This window comes from Niallia sp. NCCP-28 (assembly GCF_023168165.1).
In the GTDB taxonomy this organism is placed as follows: domain Bacteria; phylum Bacillota; class Bacilli; order Bacillales; family Cytobacillaceae; genus Niallia.
The window spans coordinates 578,960-604,072 of sequence record NZ_BQYJ01000003.1 but is presented as its reverse complement, the minus strand read 5'-3'; the positions used below and the strand labels follow the sequence as shown (position 1 = coordinate 604,072).

Annotated in this window: 27 protein-coding genes and 1 pseudogene; 7 read left to right on the top strand and 21 right to left on the bottom strand. The window is 35.4% G+C overall.

All coding sequences use genetic code 11. From position 1 onward, the window contains the following. Window positions 1-77: 77 nt before the first annotated feature. The 12 genes and pseudogenes from NCCP28_RS12240 to NCCP28_RS12185 all read right to left on the bottom strand — a co-directional run. A pseudogene (locus tag NCCP28_RS12240) lies at window positions 78-492 on the bottom strand (DinB family protein); the annotation flags it as partial. A 284-nt stretch (window positions 493-776) separates the two neighbouring features. Continuing rightward, a complete protein-coding gene (locus tag NCCP28_RS12235) occupies window positions 777-1,187 on the bottom strand; it encodes a GNAT family N-acetyltransferase (RefSeq protein ID WP_248561680.1) in 411 nt (136 codons plus the stop codon). A 129-nt stretch (window positions 1,188-1,316) separates the two neighbouring features. Beyond that, the gene (locus NCCP28_RS12230; protein WP_248561679.1) at window positions 1,317-1,463 is read right to left on the bottom strand and encodes a hypothetical protein; all 147 of its coding nucleotides are present in this window, start codon (window positions 1,461-1,463) and stop codon (window positions 1,317-1,319) included. Window positions 1,464-1,884: 421 nt separating this feature from the next. Further along, window positions 1,885-2,964: an AbrB family transcriptional regulator gene (locus tag NCCP28_RS12225; protein ID WP_248561678.1), complete on the bottom strand. Its 1,080-nt coding sequence runs from the start codon at window positions 2,962-2,964 to the stop codon at window positions 1,885-1,887. Between the two features lie 201 nt (window positions 2,965-3,165). Beyond that, a complete protein-coding gene (locus tag NCCP28_RS12220) occupies window positions 3,166-3,924 on the bottom strand; it encodes a hypothetical protein (protein ID WP_248561677.1) in 759 nt (252 codons plus the stop codon). Between the two features lie 155 nt (window positions 3,925-4,079). Then, on the bottom strand, window positions 4,080-5,549 hold the full coding sequence (gene dacB, locus NCCP28_RS12215) for a D-alanyl-D-alanine carboxypeptidase/D-alanyl-D-alanine endopeptidase (RefSeq protein ID WP_248561676.1): 1,470 nt from the start codon (window positions 5,547-5,549) through the stop codon (window positions 4,080-4,082). A gap of 232 nt (window positions 5,550-5,781) precedes the next feature. Further along, window positions 5,782-6,801, bottom strand: coding sequence for an STAS domain-containing protein (locus tag NCCP28_RS12210; RefSeq protein WP_248561675.1), 1,020 nt, complete (start codon window positions 6,799-6,801; stop codon window positions 5,782-5,784). 79 nt (window positions 6,802-6,880) lie between these two features. Beyond that, a complete protein-coding gene (locus NCCP28_RS12205; protein WP_248561674.1) occupies window positions 6,881-7,474 on the bottom strand; it encodes a branched-chain amino acid aminotransferase in 594 nt (197 codons plus the stop codon). A gap of 84 nt (window positions 7,475-7,558) precedes the next feature. Continuing rightward, complete coding sequence (locus NCCP28_RS12200) at window positions 7,559-8,920, bottom strand: DEAD/DEAH box helicase (protein ID WP_248561673.1); 1,362 nt, start codon at window positions 8,918-8,920, stop codon at window positions 7,559-7,561. Between the two features lie 129 nt (window positions 8,921-9,049). After that, entirely contained in the window at window positions 9,050-10,108 is a 1,059-nt protein-coding gene (locus tag NCCP28_RS12195; RefSeq protein WP_248561672.1) for an undecaprenyldiphospho-muramoylpentapeptide beta-N-acetylglucosaminyltransferase, read from the bottom strand. A 321-nt stretch (window positions 10,109-10,429) separates the two neighbouring features. Then, complete coding sequence (locus tag NCCP28_RS12190; RefSeq protein ID WP_248561671.1) at window positions 10,430-11,230, bottom strand: HAD family hydrolase; 801 nt, start codon at window positions 11,228-11,230, stop codon at window positions 10,430-10,432. 134 nt (window positions 11,231-11,364) lie between these two features. Next, window positions 11,365-12,345: a ring-cleaving dioxygenase gene (locus tag NCCP28_RS12185; RefSeq protein ID WP_248561670.1), complete on the bottom strand. Its 981-nt coding sequence runs from the start codon at window positions 12,343-12,345 to the stop codon at window positions 11,365-11,367. Window positions 12,346-12,590: 245 nt separating this feature from the next. Between NCCP28_RS12185 and NCCP28_RS12180 the strand changes: the two genes are divergently transcribed. Beyond that, the gene (locus tag NCCP28_RS12180) at window positions 12,591-13,154 is read left to right on the top strand and encodes an MEDS domain-containing protein (RefSeq protein ID WP_248561669.1); all 564 of its coding nucleotides are present in this window, start codon (window positions 12,591-12,593) and stop codon (window positions 13,152-13,154) included. Window positions 13,155-13,189: 35 nt separating this feature from the next. On the opposite strand, the gene NCCP28_RS12175 is transcribed toward NCCP28_RS12180, so the two are convergent. The 6 genes from NCCP28_RS12175 to NCCP28_RS12150 form a co-directional block, all read right to left on the bottom strand. Then, window positions 13,190-13,663, bottom strand: coding sequence for a GNAT family N-acetyltransferase (locus NCCP28_RS12175; RefSeq protein ID WP_248561668.1), 474 nt, complete (start codon window positions 13,661-13,663; stop codon window positions 13,190-13,192). Between the two features lie 18 nt (window positions 13,664-13,681). Next, window positions 13,682-14,437: an exodeoxyribonuclease III gene (locus NCCP28_RS12170; RefSeq protein ID WP_248561667.1), complete on the bottom strand. Its 756-nt coding sequence runs from the start codon at window positions 14,435-14,437 to the stop codon at window positions 13,682-13,684. 266 nt (window positions 14,438-14,703) lie between these two features. Beyond that, the gene (locus tag NCCP28_RS12165) at window positions 14,704-15,474 is read right to left on the bottom strand and encodes an MBL fold metallo-hydrolase (protein WP_248561666.1); all 771 of its coding nucleotides are present in this window, start codon (window positions 15,472-15,474) and stop codon (window positions 14,704-14,706) included. A gap of 161 nt (window positions 15,475-15,635) precedes the next feature. After that, entirely contained in the window at window positions 15,636-16,256 is a 621-nt protein-coding gene (locus NCCP28_RS12160; protein WP_248561665.1) for a nitroreductase family protein, read from the bottom strand. A gap of 149 nt (window positions 16,257-16,405) precedes the next feature. Further along, window positions 16,406-16,846 carry an SRPBCC family protein gene (locus NCCP28_RS12155; protein WP_248561664.1) on the bottom strand — a complete coding sequence of 147 codons (441 nt, stop codon included), beginning with the start codon at window positions 16,844-16,846 and terminating at the stop codon, window positions 16,406-16,408. Between the two features lie 158 nt (window positions 16,847-17,004). Next, the gene (locus tag NCCP28_RS12150; RefSeq protein WP_248561663.1) at window positions 17,005-17,961 is read right to left on the bottom strand and encodes a tyrosine-type recombinase/integrase; all 957 of its coding nucleotides are present in this window, start codon (window positions 17,959-17,961) and stop codon (window positions 17,005-17,007) included. A gap of 218 nt (window positions 17,962-18,179) precedes the next feature. Here NCCP28_RS12150 and NCCP28_RS23835 point away from each other — a divergent pair, with 218 nt between their 5' ends. The 4 genes from NCCP28_RS23835 to NCCP28_RS12135 all read left to right on the top strand — a co-directional run bounded on the left by NCCP28_RS23835 (window position 18,180) and on the right by NCCP28_RS12135 (window position 20,917). Then, window positions 18,180-18,482, top strand: coding sequence for a DUF5658 family protein (locus tag NCCP28_RS23835; protein WP_375709396.1), 303 nt, complete (start codon window positions 18,180-18,182; stop codon window positions 18,480-18,482). A 173-nt stretch (window positions 18,483-18,655) separates the two neighbouring features. After that, on the top strand, window positions 18,656-18,913 hold the full coding sequence (locus NCCP28_RS12145; protein ID WP_248561662.1) for a DUF2533 family protein: 258 nt from the start codon (window positions 18,656-18,658) through the stop codon (window positions 18,911-18,913). Window positions 18,914-19,372: 459 nt separating this feature from the next. After that, window positions 19,373-19,993, top strand: coding sequence for an HAD family hydrolase (locus NCCP28_RS12140; RefSeq protein ID WP_248561661.1), 621 nt, complete (start codon window positions 19,373-19,375; stop codon window positions 19,991-19,993). A 396-nt stretch (window positions 19,994-20,389) separates the two neighbouring features. Further along, the gene (locus tag NCCP28_RS12135) at window positions 20,390-20,917 is read left to right on the top strand and encodes a GNAT family N-acetyltransferase (RefSeq protein ID WP_248561660.1); all 528 of its coding nucleotides are present in this window, start codon (window positions 20,390-20,392) and stop codon (window positions 20,915-20,917) included. Window positions 20,918-20,996: 79 nt separating this feature from the next. Here NCCP28_RS12135 and NCCP28_RS12130 read toward each other — a convergent pair whose 3' ends face one another. Together NCCP28_RS12130 and NCCP28_RS12125 are read right to left on the bottom strand one after the other, a co-directional pair. Further along, the gene (locus NCCP28_RS12130) at window positions 20,997-21,809 is read right to left on the bottom strand and encodes an ABC transporter permease subunit (RefSeq protein ID WP_248561659.1); all 813 of its coding nucleotides are present in this window, start codon (window positions 21,807-21,809) and stop codon (window positions 20,997-20,999) included. Beyond that, window positions 21,806-22,693 (bottom strand): ABC transporter ATP-binding protein, encoded by an 888-nt coding sequence (locus tag NCCP28_RS12125; protein WP_248561658.1) that lies wholly within the window; start codon window positions 22,691-22,693, stop codon window positions 21,806-21,808. The genes NCCP28_RS12130 and NCCP28_RS12125 overlap by 4 nt, the downstream gene beginning before the upstream one ends. Before the next feature lie 143 nt (window positions 22,694-22,836). Here NCCP28_RS12125 and NCCP28_RS12120 point away from each other — a divergent pair, with 143 nt between their 5' ends. Then, window positions 22,837-23,427: a TetR/AcrR family transcriptional regulator gene (locus NCCP28_RS12120; protein WP_248561657.1), complete on the top strand. Its 591-nt coding sequence runs from the start codon at window positions 22,837-22,839 to the stop codon at window positions 23,425-23,427. A gap of 66 nt (window positions 23,428-23,493) precedes the next feature. Here the strand turns inward: NCCP28_RS12120 and NCCP28_RS12115 are convergent, their stop codons facing one another. Then, on the bottom strand, window positions 23,494-24,228 hold the full coding sequence (locus NCCP28_RS12115) for a MerR family transcriptional regulator (RefSeq protein WP_248561656.1): 735 nt from the start codon (window positions 24,226-24,228) through the stop codon (window positions 23,494-23,496). Between the two features lie 324 nt (window positions 24,229-24,552). Here NCCP28_RS12115 and NCCP28_RS12110 point away from each other — a divergent pair, with 324 nt between their 5' ends. Next, window positions 24,553-25,089, top strand: coding sequence for a ribonuclease H-like YkuK family protein (locus NCCP28_RS12110; RefSeq protein ID WP_248561655.1), 537 nt, complete (start codon window positions 24,553-24,555; stop codon window positions 25,087-25,089). The last annotated feature ends 24 nt before the right edge of the window (window positions 25,090-25,113 follow it).

Genomic DNA, 25,113 nt, shown 5'->3' with positions numbered 1-25,113 from the left:
CGATCAACTGATATATCCCAGATGGTCGCTTTTTTGCTATGCTGTATGATGTCTCCATCTAGTCACGGCAAATATATTTAAAGCGGGGGAGTAGTTTCTACACCTAAATGAATCCAGTCTTCCTTTGGCGGTCCATAAACCCCACATGATTTAAGCCCTGCTTGCCCGCATCAGAACCGTAATTTGTCCCCTATGGTGCACAATATGCTTAATTAGCCCCATTAAAATCTTATCATTCGATTCTTGTATTTGCTTAAGAGATTCATCTGTCCATTGCTGTTCAATAACTTTTGCTGTTTTGGAACTTGTTTTTCTAAAAGTTCTTGCAATTTCATGTGCTGTAGAGGGAACCTGTTTGGCATCATCTATTTGTTCTATATCCAATCCAAAATAGGCTAAATACTCTGGAAGAATGGTTGTAAAATGCCAAGCGATTCTTCCTAATGTACGGCCTTCTGGATAAACTTGTTGGTTTAATGAGGCATCAGTTAATTAGTTTATTTTACACAAAATAGCAATAATGGAACGCTGTATAAGGAGCGTAGAGGAAAAAAGTTTAAGATAAAGAAAAAATCCGAGTGGAATGAAAAGGAAAATACGAATATTAACGATGAAAAATAATTTATAATTCGTGTTTTATTTGTGAAAGTGCCATTCTTCCATAGGCGGGACACTTCTCTATTTCTTTTGAACACGAACAATTATAAAAAATCCCCATTCGCTTTATTTTTTTTAGGAATGGAGATTTAATATGATTTATTTTATAAGCGGACTTTTTAACGATTCTCTACTAAGCCTGCAAAATATTTTGTATTTAACGAATAGATGTAATAGCTATCTTTTGGGCATATATAGGTAAAATCAAATTTTTCATAAAATGCTCTGGCGTTTTTGGTTGATTCTACTATAATTAGAGGGCAGCCGCTTATTTTCGCAACTAGAGCGGTATGATATAAAACAGAGGACATTATATAAAGACCATAGTTATTTTTTCTATATCTATTATCCACTCCTATATAATGCAAACGTATTGCGGGGATTTCTTTCACTTTATCCGGCAAATTTATATCCAATTGCTTTCTTTTTTGTTTATTCATTTTTATGGTGTCATTAAACAAAGAATAGAACCCAATTAAATTCTTCTGTTGGTCGAAGAATAATCGAGTTCTGACTAAATTTCGTTCCATTAATGGAAAAGCCTCTTCCTTCAGAAAAGTTTCCACTTGTATTTCATCTTTACATTGAAAATCCTGCAATTTTTCAATATGAGCATTAGATAAATATTCTTCGGAAATATAATCAAACATACGATAAAATTAATTGTTCTTTTTTTCTTGATATAATTTGAACATATTCTCAACAAATTTGCTTGGTTTTGCAGGATTACGAACCATATCTGTTAATTTTTCGTAGTCTTTTTCACATACAATAGTTGATTCAATCGGCTTTGTGTTTGTTTCCATATCCTTTTTCTCCTCATTCCGCAATATAATCACTCCTAAATAGTTTCTTATACCTTATTAAATGAGACTATCTTGCGTTCCTTTATATAAATTATACTCGAACAGCCTTTATTTTCATAGCAATACAGTACACTCCTGCTGCTTTTACCCAATGTTCTTTTTGGCTTTTTTATTAATACATGTCCCTTTTAAACTACTCTCCACTTAACAATCTTCCTCATTGGGCTACACCTGAAGATTCTCTTCACTATTTTGAGGTGAAATGGAAATGAAAAGCTGAAAAAAGAGAAACTACTCAAGCATATAGAAAATAAAGGAACTAGGCAATAGACAAACGGCACCCTAATGTCATTTGTCTATTTTTTATTGTTTTTCCTTTTTGTCGGTTTCACTGCGGTAAAAAGGTTCTTTAGCTAGGATGCTATTTCTCCTCACTTTTTATTATCAATTTCCGCTTTTCATTCCAATCCAATAAAAGAAACATCCATTTTAATATAGACGGTACACAAAAAAGAATAAATAACAGTCTAAATAGTTGATAGGTCGTAATAATGGTTAAATCGCCGCCCACGGATTGGCCAAGTATCGCCATTTCTGCCATGCCCCCTGGAGCAAGGGCGATAAATGCGGTCATCAGTGTGATGCCATTTTCTAAATGAAGGAGGAGTATGCCTAAAACAAAGGAAAAACTCACCAATAAAATCGAAGAAATAATAGCGACAGTTGAAAACATGGCTTTTTTCTCCATTTCTCCGAGTTTTATTCGCAATCCTAAATCAATGCCAATAAAAAGTTGAGAAATGCTGATGACACTGACCGGCAGTGCTGGCACATGAATTCCTGCTATGACAAGAACGGCGATCATAATAATCGGACCAATTAGGAAAGGGGTGGGAAATCTCCCCTTTTTACTCAAAAAAGCAGCAATTGCGGCCAATAGGAAAAAGGATAGGATAGACCAGTGGTAAGAAGTGCTGATATGTATAATTCCGTCGCTTGCCTGTTCTTTTCCGTGAAGCAAAGGACTGTATACAAGGAATGGAACGAGCATTACAACAGATACAATTCTGGTCACTTGGATAATCGTCACTACGGCAAGATCAATGCCTTTTATTTCTCCGCATAATGCCACCATTTGTGTGAGCCCTCCAGGAATGCTTCCAGCTATTGTAGACTTGTAGTTTGTATGTGTAATTTTTGTGGTAAAAAATGCAAGAATCAGACTAAATGCAATCATGGATAAAGTCATCACTAACATGGAGGGCAAATGGGTAAACATTTCCACTAATGCTTTTTTGGAGAAGGTAAGGCCGATCATATATCCAATGGAAATTAAACCAAAGTCACGAAAAAGAATCGGCATTTTTATCGAGTGTCTGGTGAGTTTCGTATAAAAAATGGTGCCAATCATTGGACCAAGAATCCACGCCAACGGCAAATGAAAAAAGTGAAAAAGCAATCCGCCAATACAAGCAGAAACAAATAACTTTAAATAAGACATATCATCTCTCAATTCCCTTCTTGCCTACAATTCTAGTTCACTTATATTTCATTATACTACTTTACGGATTAGAAAAAGTGGCAAAACGAAGAAAAGATGGATTCCTATGCTTTTTATGCTCCAAATGCTAAAATATTTTTCTGATAAAAAAGCTTAAAAGTACTGATTGAATATATCTAGTACTTTTAAGCTTTTTCCCATTTATTGTCCGTGATGGCTTATTTCTTTCATGGTCATTTTTTCTAGCTTCCAGCCTTTTTTTGTTTTCGTCCATATGGTTTCTAAATAAGCAATGGTATCAACCGGTGCAATCCCGCTTATTTTTTGTTTTCCTTTTAAAGCAGGAGTTTCATGATAAGTGATGACAGTAAGAGGAGAAAATGGCTGGACAATTAGTTCCGTCGGCTCATTTAATTGGCCATTGTGATATAGACCTAACTTCTCATATGTATCTTTTTTGCTGTATAAATTAAATAAATAGGTTTTTTGTCCTGAAATAGATAATTCGGCCTTATAATCCGGTTTGAATTGACTGGAAATGCTAGGGATTTCTGGCAATGGTATCTCTTCTACATTGCCCTTTGATACCGAATATAAATAATAATTGGCTTTGCTCAACTTTTTATTAGTGAAAACGGTAATAAATATTTCTTTTGCATGATCACCATTAATATCCACCGTTTCGAAAGTTGGTTTATAGCCGCCCTCTAAGGGAAGAGTATTGGTTTTATTGGCTTCATTTTTCACTTCCAAAAAAAGTTTTTTGAAAAAATTAGGATCTTCTTTTGTGGTGATTCCTTTTAATTGAACTGTTTCATTGGAACCATCTTTGGCAAAATCAATGGATTTCTCCTGCACGATTTTGTTTATCTCTTCTTTTTCTAATGCATATACACCTGTAATCGCACTTAAGGACATCAAAAAAAAGGCAGCAAACGCAAAAAGCAATTCTTTTTTCATTCATTTTCCTCCTAGGTGTTCATCTTGCTTTTATCTTGTCCAATTTTGGAAAAAAGATGTAAGTGAGGAAAAAATTTTACCATTTATATTATAAAAAACGAGAGAATCATGTAGACTGCAGTTTTGACGTTGCAGATTATCAAAAGATAAGCGCATCAATGCGCCGCCAATGCTTCCACAATTTTATCTTGAATTTGTTTTCCTTTATCATCGTCTACTAGATGATTCAAAAGAATGGAAAAGATGTACTTTTGGCCGCTTCTGCTTTCTACATAACCAGATAATGTGCTCACAGCAGATAAAGATCCTGTTTTAGCCCGCACTTTTCCTTTTGTATTTTCAGAATGGAGGCGATACCGCAGGGTTCCGCCAACAAGCCGCTCTTTATTGCCTGACACTGGCAAGGAAGTTAAATAAACGGAAAACCACGGCTTCTTTTGGATATGAAACAATAAAAGGGATAGATCATTTGCAGTCACAAAATCAATCGGCGAAATGCCGGAACCATCGCGAATCAGCATATGATCAGGATTTAGTCCAAACTTTTTCAACTCCTCTTTGACAACAGCAATGCCTGCTTCGAAACTTCCTTTTCCACTTTTTTCTTTTCCTATTTCCTTCAGCAATGTTTCGGCAATGGTGTTATTGCTTAATTTCATAAAAGGGATCAGAATCTCAGCTAATGGAATAGATTTATGTGAGGCAATAAGCGTAGAAAGTTCTGGTGTAACACCTTTATGAATGCCATTTGTTTGGATTCCCTGTTTGGTTAAAGCTTGCTGAAATAAATCGGCTGCGACCTTGCTTGGGTCAAAAACAGATACCCATTCGGAGTCAGCCGAAGCATCGAGAGGAATGGTGCCTGACACAATAATTTTTTTCCCGTCATGCTCTCTTGTGTAGCGCAGTTTCTTGTTGCCTTGTTTTTCAACCGTTTTGGTTTTATTCACTATCCTTACTGTCTTTGTTGCCGGTTTTGCAGCAAGGATGGCAGGGCTGCCTGCTTTTGGAGCTGGAGATGTTTCCACTAAAACCGTTCCTGCATCATACTCTTTTGTCGGCGAAACGGTTAACGGGGAAATTTTTGCCCCATAATAGGCCGCTTCATCACTCCAAGCAAGATCAATAGATAATGGCATAGAATCATACCAGCTTGTATCATAGATAAGGCTGCCGGTCACTTTTTGAATGCCTTTCTTTTTTAGAGTGCGGGCAAGCTGGTCCAAATCATCTGCCATTAAGGTTGTATCGCCTTTTCCTTTTAAATAAAGATTGCCATGCAAAACATTATTTTTGACTTTTCCATCTGTGGCTACTTCTGTAGAAAAACGATAATTTTCTCCTAAAACAGATAAGGCAACAGCTGCTGTCACCAATTTCATATTAGAGGCAGGAGCAAGCCTAATATTTCCAATATGCTCATACACTATATTGCCATTTTGCTGATCTCGAATGCTAATGCCTGCAAGACTGCCTTTTAATGCAGGTTCATTTAAAACAATAGTCTGTAGTTCTTTGCTGATGGAAAACGAAACAGTATCTGCTTCTGCTCGGTTATTGTTATTGCTCCAGTTTTGCGAAAATATAAGTGCTGCAATTATGACCGCTAATATAATTTGTTTCATTTTTTATGCTCTCTCCCCTGATTTGCCTTCTTTCTAAATCAGTGTTGACACAATCAAGTAGCATTAAACCAAGCTTCATTAAAATGGCCGTTTTAGATAGCGACAGCGTTTTTATAGCCCATTTGCTCATAATTGGAAAATTTCTCTTTTTTTTTGGCAGGATAAAAAAAAGCTGCTAGAAAAAAGCGACAGCAGCTTCTTTTCTAGCAGCCTTATACAAAATAAGAAGGCATTATTTTGTTTTGGTTAGTTCAAAACCTGTTTGTTCTAAAGCGAACTCGACTCCCTGCTCCAATGTAGAAAAAGATGGGATATCCTTTAGCTGAACGCCTGATTGAATGATATTCAGACTGAAAGAAGCCGAGATGCCTACTAAAATACATTTGCCTCCTACTAAATCTACTGCTTTCACTAACTTTTGCAAGCGGTCGACCATATATTCATCAAAATCGCTAACGGCTGTTAAATCTAAAAGCAAATAATTGGCCCGTTGTTTCTTAAACTCAAACAAAGCCTTTTGCATAAGGTCTTCCATACGTTCATCATTAAATTTCCCAACAAGAGGAATGACCAAAATCCCTTGCAGCACTGGCAGAACAGGGGTAGACAACGCTTTTACAAGGCTAGTCAATTCTTCTGTACGTTTATCGACTTGCTCTTCTAGTTCCTTGATATAGCGTTGTTCTTTTTGTCTTGTCAGAGCATGAATATTTTGATTTGGGGAGAAGGCCGACAGAAAAATTTCCACTTCATCATATTCATCCCCAGCCAGTTGATTTTTCGTCAGTTTATACCACATATTTTCTTTAAGCAGACTAGAGAATACACCTGCCCAATGACTCGGCAAAAGGACAGATGCTTGATTCTTATCTAATAATTTAAAGATGCGGTGTTCCCAGCTATTTTGTAAACGGACAATTATTTTTTTTTCTTCTAATGAAAAATAAGAAATTTCTACATTGCCCCAGCCCGCATTCCGATAAATATCGCTATATTGAGCAAGAATTTCTTTAATCTCAAACTTGTCCTTATAATAGCTGCTGACAAGCTGGCCCATGCGGAATCCGGTCGTTTCAAACACAGCAGTTGATACATCTGAACCGGAAACCTCCATAATAGTATCAATAAATAATTCAATGGCAGTATCCCAAAAAAGAAGGGCGGGTGCACCATCAAAGCTAAATAATCCGTTCTCCTTATCCCAAGTAAACTCGTTTTTATTCACTTTTACACGTACGATTGAATCTGACATACGTTTCCCTCATTTCTTGCATTTACATATGTAAATAATGTATTCATCCAACATTTTGCCATTTTCTCTCCTTATTCTACTACTTTTTTTCCAATTCTTCACCTAATTGGAATAGAAATAAATAGATAAGCTGCAAGAGGTCCCCTATGTTCATTTGTTTGGAGAAACCTGGGATTGCTTCAATCGGCAAGTTGACATCCCACATCCCGTCTTGTGCATTAAACATTAAATTATAGGTAGTATGGTCCCCTGCTAATGTTTTTTCGAAAAAGCTTCGGATTGCTCCTTCTGCCTTTTTAGGAATTTTCAAACCGAATATCCCTTCATATGTGCGAAAAACAGAATCTACTTCTAAAGAGAGGGATTCCAGTCCAACAATGCTAAAAGCATCTGATTCCACATATAAATATTCTTCTATCTTTTTTTCGAAATAGTGGATTTCTGTGGATAAAAAAGCGGAATCTACATTCTCTTCAATCGTTTCATCTGTTTCTTTATTTGCTAATTCTAAGTATATATTTTGAAATCTTTCTGGGGTGTTTTTTTCCTGCAGCTCCTTATCTATAGCAAAAGAGTGTTCAAGCAGGTAGTTCTTTTCTTCTGTAAAGAAAAAAAGCGGTTCATCTGTTTTTGCTTGTTGTTCTAAATATGCGTGCATCTGTTTTTTTAACATGATTTAGTCTCCTATTCATTTCTGTATAATATGTAAGATATCCAGTAGAAAAAAAGCATCTACCGGATAAAAAGAAAAAACGAATTAGCGTTTTTTTGATTTTTTCGGCTTAAAGATGGCACTGCCGGCTGTTTTTTTCTTGCGTGCTTCTTTAAAGCGCTCAAAGGCAGGATTTGTTTCTTTCTGCTTGTTTTCTTGCTTACGGGAAACAGCGTCTTTTTTCGCCGGTTTGCTTTTTCTTTTGCCTTTAAAGGTTCCTTTTGTTGCATTGGCATTTTTAGAATGAGTGCTTGCTTGATGGATCGGTTCTGTTGACTGTTCTGTTCCATTTCCATCTTTTTTCGGCAATGGTTTCTTTTCAATGGTAATATTTAATTCTTTTTCAATTGCATCTAATAAAGGACGGTCATCGGATGAATAAAATGTAACCGCATATCCTTCAGCCTTTGCTCTGCCTGTTCGGCCAATTCGGTGAACATAGCTGTCTGCATCCATTGGCATATCATAATTAAATACATGGGTGATTCCGTCGATATCCAACCCTCTTGCTGCTACATCTGTTGCAATCAATAGCTGGAATTTTGCCTCACGGAATTCTTTCATCACTTGTTCTCTTTTTGCCTGCGAAAGATCGCCGTGAAGTTCCCGGCAGGAAAAACGATTAGCGCGAAGCACTTCATATAATTTAGACACCCGACGTTTAGTGCGGCAAAAAATAACGGCCATAAATGGCTGCTCTTCTTTAATTAGAGACATTAAAGCACCCTGCTTTGCCCGAGGTGGCGTGTGCATGCTGATTTGTTTTACAGTTAAGGCAGGTCCTTGTTTCTTTTCCACCGTGACATATGCGGCATTTTTTGTATATTTTTTAGCCAATTTTTTTATATCAGATGAAATAGTAGCGCTAAACAGCATTGTTTGGCGATTATTTGGTGTTTGCCTCATGATAAATGCGATTTCCTCTAAAAAGCCAATATGAAGCATTTGATCTGCCTCATCTAATACAAGAAAAGAAAGGCTGCTTAAATCAATTGTTCCTCTTTTCAGATGGTCGATCAGACGTCCCGGCGTTGCAACAATAATAGAAATATGCTGTTTTAAACGATGGAGCTGTTTTTCTACATCTTGTCCTCCGTAGGCAGCAAGCACAGTTATGTCTTCTTCTTTTATTTTATTGATTTCATCTGTTATTTGTAAGGCCAATTCTCTTGTTGGACTAAGGATGAGCGCCTGGGTATAAAGGGCATCTTTTTTGATTTTTTCCAATATAGGCAAAGCAAAAGCAAATGTTTTCCCTGTGCCTGTTTGTGCCTGTGCAATGATATCTTGTCCTTTTAGCAAAGATGGAATTACTTTTGTTTGTATTGGTGTTGGACTAGTAATCCCGTATTTATTTAATTTCCCTTCTAAATTGGAGGAAATACCTAAACTTTTAAAATCTTGCAACTAAATCCCTACTTTCTTCGATAAAAAAGGTATAACATTCCTTATTGTGGCTTTTCTTAGCATAAATAGCAAGGAAAAGATGGAGGAAACAAGAAAAAAGGCTGGCTCAAATGGAGTCAGCCGGTTGCTTTAATATTTTTTTAATTCTTCTAAGATTGCTGTTAACGCATCATGTTTGTTATATTGCTGCATCGCTTGTTTGATGGTTTTTTGCTTTTCATCCAACTCCGCCAATTTCGCTAAAAAAGTTTGAGATGTAATTTCTTCTTCTTCCAATGTTAAAGAAAATCCTTTTTTCGTAAAAGATTTAGCATTTAATATTTGGTCTCCCCGACTTTGCAGCTTGCTTAATGGAATGATTAGCATCGGCAGTTTTAAAGCAAGGAATTCAAAAATGGCATTAGAGCCGCCCCTTGTAATCACAAGACTTGTCGCAGCCAGAATATCCGCCAATTCTTCATGGACATACTCAAGCTGCTTATAATTTTTATTGTTCGTATATTCTGCTGCAATATTTCCTTTGCCGCATAAATGGACAATTTGGTATTGTTGTGTTAATTCTTCTAAATTTTCCCGGATGACTTCATTAATTTTCCGTGCCCCTAAGCTTCCGCCCATCACCGTGATGATTGGTTTAGTGCTCGTGAAATCTAAAAAGATTCTTCCCTTAACAGCAGAACCTGTTAAGATATCTTTTCTGATGGGGGAACCAATAACTGTACTTTTTTCCTTAGGCAAATAGTTGATCGTTTCATCAAATGAGGTGAAAATTTTTGATGAAAAACGAAGGGCGATTTTATTGGCAAGCCCTGGCGTTAAATCACTTTCATGAATAATGACCGGGATTTTCAGCATGCTTGCAGCAATTACAACAGGCACCGACACAAATCCGCCTTTTGAAAAAACAACAGCCGGTTTTATTTTTTTTAAGACTTTCCGTGCATCCAAACAGCCTTTTAGCACTTTAAAGACATCTTTCGCATTTTCCACTGATAGATAGCGTCGCAGCTTCCCGCTTGAGATAGAATGATAGGGGATCTGGATTTTTTCGATTAATTCTTTTTCAATCCCAGCTTTTGAACCAATATAATGAATCTCCCAGTCTTTTTTATTCAGTTCATTTATAATAGCGATGTTTGGCGTCACATGTCCTGCCGTACCGCCGCCTGTAAATACGATTTTTTTCAAAATAAATCAAACTCCTATCGTCAATTCCTTCTATATAAAGGCATCTATTTCTTATTTTATGTATACAATCAATTAATCATTATAAATTATTTTCGTAAAAAAAGCTGTATGGATGTGGAAAAAAATAAAAAAACGTTTCTATAGTTGCATAGAAATGCCAGATTGTCGGCAAAAGGTCTCAAAGAGTGCGCTCCTTGAGACCTTTTGCTCATTTTTGGGATAGGGATCATAGAAAAAACTTGATATCCTTTCAAGTGGCGATTCTTGGCTTCACCTGTGGAAAACGTCCACTCGCAGCGGACATCTATCTAAACTATTTAACTATACTAATTTTAAAATATGTTCAATCGCATAAGCTACGCCATCTTCATTATTGCTTTTGGTTAAATCGCTTGCTCTTTTTTTAATGTCCTCTGGAGCATTTTCCATCGCAAAAGAACGTGTCGATACTTCAAATTGAGTGACATCATTGCCGCCGTCGCCAAATGAATAGATTTCGTCAAAACTTAGGTTTTTCAAGTTTTCATACCTTCTAATTGCTTTGCCTTTTTGAGCTTCATTCGATGTGATTTCACAGTTATTTGGAAAAGAAGAAGAAAAGGAAATAGTATCGAGTTTCCGCAATGTTTCTTTTACATCTGCAATTTTGGCTATATTTGTTTCATCGACAATAGCAATTAATTTGTAGATTTTTACATTTTTCAAATCTAAGATGCTGTCATAGTTTTGATTGTCAAACATTGCTTGAATCTCATCCCATGCTTTCCCTCTTAATTGGGGCAAGGTTGCAGGAAATCCTCCTTGATTTGTGTAGACAAGAATGCCGACATCCAATGGTCGCAGAACGGTTAATAACTCTTTATATAATTCAATGGATAAAGTCGTTTCATACAGCAGTTCGCCATTTGGCGCATACATCATGCTGCCATTTAAGCAAAAAATCGGCACTTCCAACTCAGAAACACCAGCGACTTTTATCACATCTGGATATTGTCTGCCTGTATTTAAAATGACTTCAATATGATTGTCTTTTAACTTTTTTATAACCTCTTTATTAGCGCTAGAGATTTGATGTACATCATTTAATAAGGTGCCATCTAAATCTATGGATACACATTTCATTATTTTTCCCCCTAAATGCAATTGCTTCTATAAATGCTGCTTAGTATGTTTACACATATAAAATGCTACACTTCTTGTCCGCATGATGTCAATGTAAAAAAAGCGAAAACCATAATTGGTTCCGCTTTTGTTCTCTAATTGCGATCTATCGCTGTATCCAATGGTTTTAGCTTCTCTTCTATTTCTTTTCGTTTGGCTTCTAAAAAAGGAGGAAGCGCCAATGATTCTCCAAGGCATTCTAGTGGTTCATCTGTCGCAAAACCTGGACCATCTGTGGCTAATTCAAATAGAATTCCATTCGGCTCTCTGAAGTATAGAGATTTAAAATAATAGCGGTCAATATATCCAGAGTTTTGAAATCTTGCCTCATTGATTTTTTCTATCCAGTCGTATAATTCATCTTCATTGTCTACTCTAAAGGCTACATGATGAACACCGCCTCTTCCTAATCGCTGGATAGGCAAATCGTTTCTTTCTTCTAGATGGAGTTCCGCTCCACTCCCTCCTTCTCCTGTTTCAAACACACGAATGGCGGGCTGTCCGTCAATAGTCGAAAGAAAGTCTTTCTTAAAACGAAACCCCATTACTTCTGTTAGCAAACGAATAGTAGAATCAGGTTTGCGAACAGTCAATTGAACAGGTCCTAAACCAATAATCGCAAATTCCATTGGAATGGGTCCTTTTTCCCAAGGAACTCCTCCTTTAACCCCTTTATTTTGTTCATCGGAAACGAGGAAAAAGCGTTGGCCTTCAAAATCGAAAAATTCTAGTGCGTGTCTTTCGGCGCGTTGTTGGATTTTTCGATGCTTTACTGCTAATTTTTCGAAACGGTCGGACCAATAATCTAATGCCTTATCTGTTGGAACCCGAAGACTTAAAGCAGAAATGCTGCTTACGCCTTCTCTATGCTGTGCAAGGTTTGGGATCTCAAAAAAGGTCAATTCCGTCCCCGGATTTCCTTCTTCATCTCCATAAAAAAGATGGTAAACAGATGGATCATCTTGGTTCACTGTTTTTTTGATAAGGCGAAGCCCCAATACTTTTGTATAAAAATGATAGTTTTTTGCTGCATTGGCAGTCATGGCAGATACATGGTGAATGCCTTTAAAATTCATAAATGTCTTCTCCTTTTTTATGTTGAAACTATTCCAATAATAATTTTAGCATAATGTCAACTCCCTCATTTTGCAAAAAAAGAGTATTGCTTCAGTCAGCTAGGCAGAATGTTGTTAATGGAGAGTTGGTTATGAGAAAATAAAGGGAAAAATTTATAAATATCATTTCAGAGTTGCTATCGACAGGAATCCTATTTATAGAGCAGAATGGAAAACTGAAGTAATAAAGGGAGTTGGAAAGATTAATGAAACAAAAATTTAAAGAATTAAGCAGCTCTAAACAAACGGCACATATTTATTATGCCACGCAAAAACAAGAGAACTATTTAGAAAATCTTGCTGCATACATAATAGCTGGAATTGAACAAGGAGATCATATTATTTTAATTGAAAATGATCGAATTTATTCTCTGCTTCAACAAAAAATATCCGCTTCTTTGTCACAAGAAGATTGGAAAAAAATTTATCCTATCAATAACTTTGACTATTATTTTTCTAGCGGAAGCTTTCATCCCCCTTATATATTTGCCTATTTGGACCGTGTGCTAAAACCATATCTCGAACAAAACCTATCTTTTCGGATATGGGCGCATGTGGAGTGGAATAAAGAAGAAGAAGTTTTGCATATTCTAAAGGAATTTGAACACGAAGCAGATAGATTGGTGACGGAAAATAAACTAATGCTCGTATGTGCCTATAATAAAGAGAGAGTGCCTGCTTCACTGGATCAGTCTTTGATGGAATGCCATGAATATATTTTGACCGAAAATGAAATCATTCTATCAGAGGCATATTTGTATAAGAAATAAAGAGAAAGCAGATGGATTGTCCATCTGCTTTCTCTTTATAATTCTTTGCTCATTACCAGATCTCTTGTTTGAAAACGCATTTTTTTATACAAGTGAATTGCTTTTTCATTATGGGCAAATACATGAAGGGTTATTTTTTTTCCCCCTTGCGCTTGTACATGGTCATCCAGTAAAGATAATGCCTTTGTGCCATACCCTTTTCCCTGTTCTTTTTCGTTGATGACAAAATCATAAATAAATGCTTCTTTTAATGGATTATTCAGGTCTAAGTGGTACCAAAGATAACCAATAGTTTCTTCATTAGCCCCTTTTGCAATGTTAAAAAGATAATGACAATCGGATTGGGCGCCTTGTGGCAAAAGTTTTTCTATTTGTTCTTTTGCTTTTTCTAGAGCTTCTTCTTTCGCCCATGTTCCAGCTTTTATTTTTTCCTCTGCGTATTCGGAGACAAGCGCTTTTTGATACATGGGAAAATCTTTTTCTGCCATGTATTTTAATAAAATAGTCATCTTTCATCCCCATTTCACTTACAAATTGATAGATAACTGTACAGGACAATGATCGCTTCCCATAACGCTACAGTGAATGTCTGTATCAATTAATTTGTTTTTTAATCGTTCCGAGACAATAAAATAGTCAATTCTCCAGCCAATATTTCTCTCTCTCACTTTCGCCATATAGGACCACCATGTATAGACATCTGTTTTTTTCGGATAAACATAGCGGAATGCATCAATAAAACCATGGGACAATAACTGGCTCATTGCTCCCCGTTCTTCTTCTGTAAATCCAGAATTGCCGATATTTGATTTTGCATTTTTTAAATCAATCTCTTGGTGAGCCACGTTTAAATCCCCGCAGTAAATGACAGGCTTTTGTGCATCTAATGTCTTTACATAAAGCTGTAATTGCTTTTCCCATTCGATGCGATAATCTAGTCTGCTTAAATCCCGTTTTGAATTAGGGGTATACACATTCACTAAATAAAATGATTCAAATTCTAATGTGATCGCCCGGCCTTCCGTTTCAGGAAAATCTTCTCCAATGCCATATATAACAGAAAGTGGCTTTTGTTTAGAAAAAACCGCCGTTCCAGAATATCCTTTTCTTTCTGCATAATTCCAAAATTGATGATAACCATCCAAAGCTAATTGAATTTGGCCTTCTTGCAATTTTGATTCTTGAATACAAAATATATCTGCATCAATGGCGTTAAAAAAGTCTAAAAAGCCTTTTTTTACACACGCTCGAATGCCATTCACATTCCATGTAACAAGTTTCATCCATTATAAACTCCTCAATCGTAAAATATCTTTTAAAAATTTATCATAACATGAAAAAATTACTGGATAAAGTGTTTTGCCTAACCGGAATATCCTGCTTCCCATCACATTAGATGCTTAAGAAAAAACTGCAAAATGACAAGTTTTGTCGAAAAATAGCTATTTTAAAAAAACTGACGCAAACAGAACCGAAAAAGAAGCAACAGAGTCATTTTTTCGACCTAATGATATCAGATGAAGGGAAACTCCCTTCTATCTTATCCAAATTAACTAAAAGAAGGCGCATTTTCCCCTTCCCATTCGTACTGTTTTATTAATTTTTTTAATCCTGTTGTTAATTCTTGTCCATGCATTGGTTTTCCATGGCCAGAATATAAAATTTCTGGCATATATTCTGCTAGTTTTATAATCGATTGTTTGGCTTGATAACGATTTGGTGTAAAATAAGCTGGCGGGCCATGGAGTTCTTTTCGCTGCTGCAACACAGCAAATAGGGACTCTTGTTTTACAGTAATAATGGCATCTCCAGCCAGCAGCAGCCGGTCACTATTTCGAAATATGGAAATGTGCCCTTCTGTATGTCCTGGAGTATGAATCATTTGCCATCCAGTTAAATATGGAATCTCTTTATTGCTTTCCAGCGGATTCACCACATCTGTCAACATAATCCCATCACGTGGATAAAAAGGAGACATAAAAGATAATAATCCTTTTATCCGAAACGGATGCGGCGGGTCATATACTTTTTTCCCTTGAAGATAAGGCAGTTCTTTCACATGAGCGTAAATAGGAACATCCCAACTTTTAAAAAGATGGCTAATAGCGCCAATATGGTCAAAATGGCCATGTGTTAAAATAATCGCTAATGGCTGTTTATCTCCGACGATTTTTTTTAATGCATTTTGCAAATAGCTGCCGCAAAAAGGAATGCCTGCATCGATCAATACATAATCTTGTTTGCTTGGGCCAAGTCCTGTCACTACTGCGACATTGCTAATGCCTGTTCTAATTCCATATACGTTTTCTGCGATTTTCATATTTGTTCCCACTCCTTTACTGGTAGTGTGGCCAAAAAGATAAAAAACAGTAACTATTCCACTTTTTGCGATTTCTCCTAATGCCACTTTTTAGCTGAAAATTTATTTTGTTCTCCTTGTACATTTGCCAGAAAGGGAGGAAGCTGTCCATTTGACAATATTTAAAAATATTGAACAAATTCTGAAATCGGTTTTCGATAGCCTCTAGGATGCCTGCTTTCTTTTTTTTCTTTGCCAATAGCAATCATCATAACCGGCTCGACATTTTCTTGTAACTGAAGGATTTCCTTTGCTTTATTGGCGTCAAATCCAATCATTGGGCAAGTATCCCAGCCTTTATTTTTTGCTGCAAGCATAAAAAGCATCGCCGATAACGAAGCATTGCGAATTGCTTCATCCCGTTGGAAAACAGGACCTCTTGTCAAATAAGTTTCGACTGTTTCCTTTACCATCGAATCATACTGGCATTCATTTAAAATCCCAAGCATTTTCAATCCTTCATAAATAGATCCCGCTTTTTCATACGCCTTTTTATCTCCAGTTACCAGAATTACGGCAGATGCAGAGTGAACTTTATACTGTCCAAATGCTGCTTCTTGCATTTTTGCTTTTATTTCTTTATCTTGAATAACCACATAATGAGTATGCTGCAAGTTAAAAGCACTTGGCGCCAGTTTCACTTCCTCAAATATGTCATTTAGTTCCTTTCTGTCAATAGGCACTTCCTCTATAAAATTATTGGCAGATCTTCTTTCTTTAATTAATGCAGAAAAGTAATTCATTTGTATTCCTCCTAGTTCTTTTTATCTATGTATGAATAAAATTAGCATACAAAATTTTTATCTTGAAATCAAGATATTAGATTTAAAAAAAGAAAAAACAATCCCCAAATGGAAATCATTTTTCTAGTTTACATAATATTATTATCGTGTTATAAGCTTTCGATTTTTTGACAAACATTTTTGGTTAATTCTTCGGTTATTTCTTCCAACTTCGGTTCCAGCATGCTGTTCATCATTGCAGCAAACGTTCCTGTTGCCTCAATTTTTAAAAAACCAGTCATTTTTGTAGCTGAACTTCCTGCTTTTTCTGCCAAAAAGTAGCCATTTCCCGTAAATTTTTCATTTATTCCTGTTAATTGAAACGTTATTTTTGACGGTTCTTGCCATGTTAAAATATCAACCCGCAACTGAATATTTTTTTTGATTAGACCAAAATCTGTTTTAAACTCCCATGTCGACACCTTATCAGAAAGAATTTGATGCTGGATATACCCAGGCACAAGGGGCGCCCAGTTATCCATTGAGCGCACAAAATCCCAGACTTGGGGCATTTTTGCTTTTACGATAACACTATGTTTTTTTTGCGGCATTGCAACACTTCCCTTATGTTGGCACTATAATAGTATGCATATGCTCTTTCCTCTATAAATATGCGGATAAATGGGAGGGTTTCCAATGCTTTTAAAATAGGATGGATGCATTTATTTCCGCAAAATATTTAGTTTACATAATATTATTATTGATTTTTTTAAAAATAGTCAGAGACCTCCATATCCATTGCTTTTTCTTTTTGCGCATCCGATACATGAGTATATTTTTGCGTTGTATTCAAGTTGCTGTGGCCTAACAGCTCTTGAACAGTCCGAATGTCTCTGCCGTCCCTTACTAAATGGGTGGCAAATGTATGGCGCAATTTATGGCTGGAGATTCCTTTTGATTTCCAGTTATAGTCTGGAAATGTGTCTTCTACTGTTTCACAAATTTTTTCTGTGATTTCTTGAATGCGGCGCCGGGAAATTCTTTTGCCTCTTCTAGAAATAAACACAGCATCTTCATAACCTTTCATCGGAAAAATTCTTTCTTCTTTAATATATTCCATCATTTCCTTATAAAGCTTTGCAGGAAGCGGGATATATCGGGACTTATTGCCTTTCCCTGTCACAATGATGCCCTTTTTTAAGGAATGAATGGAGGAAATATTTAAGGTGTGGATTTCTGTCACCCGAAGACCTGCAAACGCCATCAGTCCAAGAATCACTTTATTTCGTTTGATATGCTGTTTTTGGGAAACTTTTTCGACCATCGCAAAAAAATCCCGCAATTCTTCTTTTTCCAAATAACTCGGCAGCTTTCCCTTCTGTTCTTTTGCGCTTTCGTATTCATTTGCGGGATTTTTGCTGACAAGCTCATAATCAACCAGACATTTATAAAAAGAACGGATGGCAGTTAAACGTCTATTTCTAGATGCTGCACCGTTACCTCTTTTTGTTTTTAATTCATTCATAAATAACGTTAAACTGATTTTTTTCACTTCCGATAATTCTGCTTTTTCTTGTTTTTTTCTTGTTATGTATTCCAGGAAAAATAAAATATCACGCATATAATTATCAATAGTGAATTTACTGTAATCTTTATTATCCATCTCTGTTTGGAAAATCATCAATTCTTCGTTATACCAATCTAACAATCTCTCTTTTTCTATCATACTGTGTTTCTCCTGCCTCCTTTTTCATTATCTTTATTATACTATAAATCATAAAAAACCGCACATAAGAGATATTATGCGCGGTAATGCAGTAGAAGGTGATACAAAGGAATTACTTTTCATTTCGCTAGCATTGACCTATATAAATTTATGCCTATTTTTAGGATAATAAGTAAATATAAGGATGTTTTTAGAAAGTTATTGATGGGGGTGCGACGATGAAATTTTTATTTTTGCTGCTTAGTTTTTTGAATGGAGCAGATGCTATTTTTACATATATTGGATTGCGCTATAATCTAATTTTAGAGGCTAACCCATTGATGAATAACCTCTGGATTTTGTCTCCTTCTCTTTTTCTTTTTTGTAAACTTTTTCTATCCTTTTTATTAATTGCTCTCGCTTTCTTTTTTACTACAAAAAATAGAAGAAATTGGTATGTCATTTTATCTATCCCATTGTGTTTTTATTTTTTTATTTTGATGTCTCATATTAGTTGGGTGATCTTGTTTATCTCTGCTTAATTTATCATAACTATATTATGTAAACTAATTTATTATGATTACCTTACTAATTAGAAAACTGCAATTAGTTTACCATAATCATATTATGTATCTTAATTAACAAAAATACTTTCATTTTTCTGTTTTCAATATTAAAATAGGAAAAGATACATAAAAAAGGAGCTAAAACAAAAATGAGTGTACATAAAGCCTTAACCAAACATGTCGAAAAAATAAACAGCCGTGTTGTCTACTTTCAGCAATTAGATGCCAAACGCGAAACATATATTGAGGAAGCGTTGCAAAAATGTTTAAATGGCGAAGCATTTACGGTAGCCCCAATTAATGCTATTACAGAAGAAATGAATGAACTTGCCAAACAAGGTGTTGTGCCAACAAGAAAAATCGTCACAAAAGAAATGGTGCAGGAATATGCAGAAACATTAAAATAAGTTGATTCTAAATAAAAGGCTAAATTTCATTTTGAAATTTAGCCTTTTATGTCCAGATATTTGAGATAAGTTAATTTGGGCTGTTTTAGTTATCAGCCGTTCTACTCTATTAAAAGTGCTGGAACACTTCTGTTGGGGTTTTCTTATTTTAAACAACCAGCTATATTTTTCCATCGAAGAATTATCATATTTTCTTTTCTGCATATAACGATTCTTCTCCTCTCTTCCTCCAAGGATATTATGTTTGCTTCAAATGGTATAACAGTATTCATGTTTAAATTTTACTTCTAATTTATATAAGGAATAGTCAGATGAAAAACAACTCAAGAAATTAAAGCGCCCTTCTGGCATAAATTATCAGCTGCAGCTATACGTGTTCTTAGAAAGAAAGAGCTTTCACAAAAAAAGTGCTTTTATTTTTTATCTGACGTATTATAGGCTTAGGGAGGGCTTAAAAAAATGGATAGTATTATATTTGATTTAGATGGAACAATATGGGATTCATGCGATACTGTCGCACTTGCTTGGAATAGTGTTTTCAAACAAAATAAGCATGTTAATAAAGAAGTGACAAAAAATGATGTGCAAAATGTGATGGGGCTTCAAACACCAGAGATAGGAAAAAAACTTTTCCCTAAATTAGATGCAGATACTAGAGAACAGCTGATGATGACCTGTGGCGCTGTTGAAAATAAATATATTGAACAATATGGCGGGAAATTATATGAATATGTTGAAGATGCATTAAAAAAGTTATCAAAAAAATATAGGCTGTATATTGTGAGCAACTGCCAAGATGGATATATAGAGGCATTTTATACATATCACCAATTAGAAAAGTATTTTTCAGATTATGAAAATCCAGGAAGAACAGGACTTTCAAAAGCAGAAAATATTTTATTGATTATGAAACGGAACCAGCTGTCAAATCCTGTGTATGTAGGTGATACAATAGGTGATGGAAACGCAGCAAAAATCGCAGGAATCCCATTTATTTATGCACAATATGGATTTGGAAAAGCAATAGAGTTTGATCATGTGATAGAAAATTTCAGTCAGCTGCTCGAACTCTTTGAATAAATGATTCTTCAAAGTTGGAAAAAATAATTAATGCTAAAAAATTTTTCTTCCTTTATGTTTATTTTAGTGGATCAATGTCAGAAATAAAAACTATGCTCCTCTTCTCTACTATCTGGATATCAATGAGGATAGGAAAAAGGAAATTATTATTATGTTGACGACAGGTTATGAAAGCAATGTAGTTACACAAGAAGTTCATATACCCCATCAAAATGGCGAATTTTCCCAATGAAATCTAGTTGATAATCCAATAGCGATTATTTTTAAAAATGTCCAAACAAAGTTAACGGAAAAGGAAGTTATTGTAAAAATGAAAATAAGCAACTATATTTTTATGCTAAAATAAAAAAAAGGAAAATGAATAAATAGAACAAAAAGAAATAGTAGGGGTTATTTATGAATATTATCATCAGACAGGAAACTATTGAGGATTATCAAACAACCGAAAATGTAGTAAAACGGGCATTTGCAGATAGTATGCATAGTGATCAAACAGAACATGAATTAGTATCTCGCATTAGAAAATCAGACGCATTTATCCCTGTATTATCATTAATCGCAGTAGAGAGAGAAATCGTTGGACATATTCTTTTATCAAAAATTAAGATTCATTCAGACAAGCAAACGGTTGATTCATTGGCACTTGCACCTGTAGCCGTTTTGCCAGCATACCAGAAACAAGGCATTGGGAAACTATTAATTCATGCAGCACTAAAAAAAGCAAAAGAACTTGGATTCCACTCTGTTATTGTGTTAGGGCATCCTGAATATTATCCCAAATTCGGCTTTAAAAAAGCGGCTTATTGGGGGATTCAAGCGCCATTTGATGTGCCGGAAGAAGCATTTATGGCATTAGAGCTAACTGATAATGGGCTTTACAATGTTTCAGGCATCGTGGAATATTCAAGTGCATTTTCCGTATAAACGCCCCTTATCTATAGTCAGCAAAAGAAGCAAAAAAGTCGATTTTCATCAAAATCGACTTTTTTGTTTGAAATAATTTTTATAATGGCAAATCACGTTTTTTAAATACAAGGACTGCCATAATAAAAGCTGCTAAACCAATGATTCCTAAAATGATGAATGACTGGATTATATCAGCTTGCCCGCTGACGATTTCACTTGGATTGTACAATGTATAGATCGAAATATTTTTTAGCCATTCGATTTTTCCGCTGATTTTCCCTAATAAATTTAAACTGAAAAACCCAAATGCAATAGAGCCAGCTATTCCAAGGGCCCTCTTTTCATCATTAACAAGAGAAGAAATGAAAAAGGAAATGCCGCCAACCGCAAAAAATAAGAAAAAAGCTCCAAGATTCAGCTGGATAAATGTCATGGCACGAAAAACGCTTGTATCCTCCATAAATAAATAGTAGCCGATAAAGCCTGAAATAGTAGTAATCAATAAGATAATAAAACTGCCTGTCACTAAAACAGCGGCTTGCGTAATGGCAATCTTTGCTCTAGTAGTGGGAGTAGAAAGCAAATAAGCCATCGAGCCTTGATCCACTAGCTTTGCGATTAGCTGTGTTGACAGCATTATACAAAAAATCGTCATAATCAGAAGCAAAAGCAGCCCGTAAAATTCTCCAGAAATATAGGAATCAAAGCTGTTGAATCCGCTCTCTAAGCCAAATGCTTTAGAAACACCTGCTGGCATTGCCTTCATTAAGTCATTTAAAGATTTGGCATTATCTGCAATGCTTGGATAAATCCATACCATAAGTATCATATAAAAAGCAGATCCGATTGCATAATTCATGATGCCTTTTATATGTACTTTCATCATTTGTTTATAAAGTGTTAGATTCATCCTTTCTTCTCCCTTCTATCATAATAATCCATAAAAATATCCTCTAAATTTTGGGTGAAAACATCGATATTGCGAATATTGTATTTCGCTGTTTCTGCTAAAAATCTATTATAGTCTCCTTGAATAGCTACTCTTACCCGGTTTCCTTCCTGAAATTCACAAAGTAACCCAGATTGTAAAAATGATTGCACATCCTGTTCACGCTGAAATGTCACTTCAAAAAGTTTTCGCTGCATGGTTTGCAATTCATGAATATCTTTTACAGCAATAACAATCCCGTTTTTTATAATGGCCGCTCGGTCGCATGTTCGTTCAATCTCCGCAAAACTATGGGATGACATTAAAAAAGTTTTTCCTTTTGCTTTTTCTTCCAGCACAATATCAATAAATACCTTCTGCATAAGGGGATCCAAACCAGAAGTAGGTTCGTCTAAAATAATTACTTCAGGATCATGCATAAAAGCAGCAACAATTCCGACTTTTTGCTTCATTCCTTTTGACATTTTTCGAATTGGTGTATAAATATCAAACTGCAAACGTTCAATTAAGCTGTTCCTTTTAGAAGAATCCTTTATTCCATGCATGGCGGCCATAAAATCGAGAAACTCTTTGCCTGTCATTCCTTCAATAAAAGCAATTTCTCCAGGCAAATAGCCGATATATTTTTGCACGATTCCTTGCTTTTTCCATGTATCCAAGCCATTTACTTGCACCAAGCCTTTATCTGGTTTCATAAAACCCATTATCTGTCTGATTGTAGTTGATTTGCCGGCACCATTTGGGCCAAGAAAACCAAATACTTCTCCTTTTTTTACCGTAAAAGAAACATCCTTGATGCCTTTGCCATTTTTAAATGTTTTAGTTAACCTTTGCACAACTAACAAATGAACACCTCCTGAAATTTATGAAATATTTTAATAAATACATTTCATAAATTATATTAAAACTGGTTCTCTATGATGTCAATAAATTTTGAAATATATTTGTGTTATAATTTCATTAATACTACATATATAGGGTGAAATAGATGAATGGATTTGAAAAAAGAGCAGCAGCAATTAACGAAAAGATTATCAGGAATACAATAGAATTATTAAAAACATCAGATCCCAATAGAATTCGCATTGGTGATATCGCCAAAGCAGCAAACGTTTCTCAAGTAACGATTTACAACTATTTTGGCAGCAAAGAAGAATTGCTGGAAAAAGCCATTCAATATTATTTAAATCAATCCATGGATCGTTATCTAGAATATATGAATGGAGACTATACGATAAAGGAAAAAATCAATAAACTCATTCAGCATGAACATGAATCTTATCATACGCTTTCTCCTGATTGGCTTCAGCAGATTTTTATAGAAGATGATAAACTCTCTCTTTCTATGGAAAAAGAATATAGAGAAAAAATTCTCCCGCCCCTTCTGCGCTTAATAGAAGATGGCAAAAAAAGCGGCGAGATATCCGATAAAATATCGAGCGACGCCTTTCTTTTATACTTAAATATGCTGATTAAACAATATAAAGAAATAATTGATACTGCTAAGATGAGCAAGGATACAGATATAATAGAATCCTTGATCCATATTTTTTTCTACGGGGTATTTGGCAAGGAGTAATTTTCAGAAAAAACTCCACAAGATACTTGTTTCTTGTGGAGTTTTTTCTATATGCCTGCAGTCTTTTTACAGATTTTTCGCAACAGCTACGAGATAATAAGCCAATCCTATTTGCTGGCTTTCGAGCATATTGCGATGGAAATCATCCTGCAGAAAAAACTTTGTTTGCTGGATATAGTCTTCCTTGCTGAGGGCATGACCGTGTTTATTTAAAAAGTCGAGATGGTTTTGCACCTGTTTTTGCACAATCGGGTCATTATATTTTACGCCATTTCTTAATGACGCTGCCATCGTGTTTAGATAATTTTTAGCCTCTATGGCCAGTTGATTCATTTTTTCCACTTCAATAGTTTGAGTATCGAATTCTACTTGATATTCTTTTTGCAGATGGTTTTTTTGTTCTTCTAATGCAGTTTGCCATTCTTCCTCTGTGTTAAACCCTTTAAACAATAAATGTTTGTCCATATTCTCACCTTTTCTTGAATAGTCTAAAGATAGATTTAATGTTTTTAGCAATTTGGCATATCTGTCAAGTTTTTGCAAAAATAATTCTTTTTGTTTCTCTAATGTCTGCATCCTGTTGGAAGCATCCTCCATTAAGCCTTTGATTTCGGCTAACGGAATATCAAGTTCTTTATAAAACAGAATCTCCTGCAGCCTTTTTAATTCCTCTATCCCATAGTAGCGATAGCCTGCTTCACTAATTTCACTTGGCATAAGCAATCCCAATTTATGATAGTGATGAAGGGTTTTTACTGTAACATGAGCTAAGTTCGCTAATTCTTTTACACTATATTTCATATATCCTCCTTTCACCCCATACATTAAGGTATCCTCTAAGGGGAGAGTCAAGTTTTAAAATAATTATCTTTTCCATCTGCTTAACAGAAAGGAATATTTCCCTGCTATGTCTAATTCTTATAAAAGGAGGCGGCAAAGCAATAATCTCGATTATAGTAGTTGTCGCCATCATTTTATTTACATTTTTTCAATAAAATCACTACAAAAGCCTAAAAATCATCGGGTGCTAAATTATCATTCCATTCATACAATATAGTAATAGTTAGGATGATTCATTGAATTCATGCGTTTTTCAGCCTTATTTAAAAAAAGGAGGAATTGTCTATGAATATTGAAGAAAAGCCATCGATTACTTTTCGAAACTTGCAGGAAAGGAATATGTCCTTTGAAACAGTTTTCACACGCATTGTTTCATTTATGAAGCGGAACCCAATTGGGCATTATCGCCTTATGATCGGCACAGACTCCCAAGTGCACGCTAAACATACGACCTTTATTACAGGAATTGTTATCCAAAATAAAGGGAAAGGAGCTTGGGCTTGCATCCGCAAAGTAATAGTTCCCCGCAAAGTACTTCGCCTCCATGAAAAAATTTCCTATGAAACCACCCTGACAGAAGAAGTCGTAAGTCTATTTACAGAGGAAAAGAAAAATCAACTAATTGACATTGTCCTCCCCTATATTTATCAAGGTTCTACCTTTGCGATTGAAGGACATATTGATATTGGATCAGGTGCCCGCAATAAAACAAGGGAATTTGTCAATGAAATGGTCGCAAGAATGGAATCTATCGGCATTGAGCCAAAAATTAAGCCAGACTCTTTTGTTGCCTCCTCTTATGCTAATAAATACACAAAATAAAAGCCTGTCCAATTCAGGAACAGG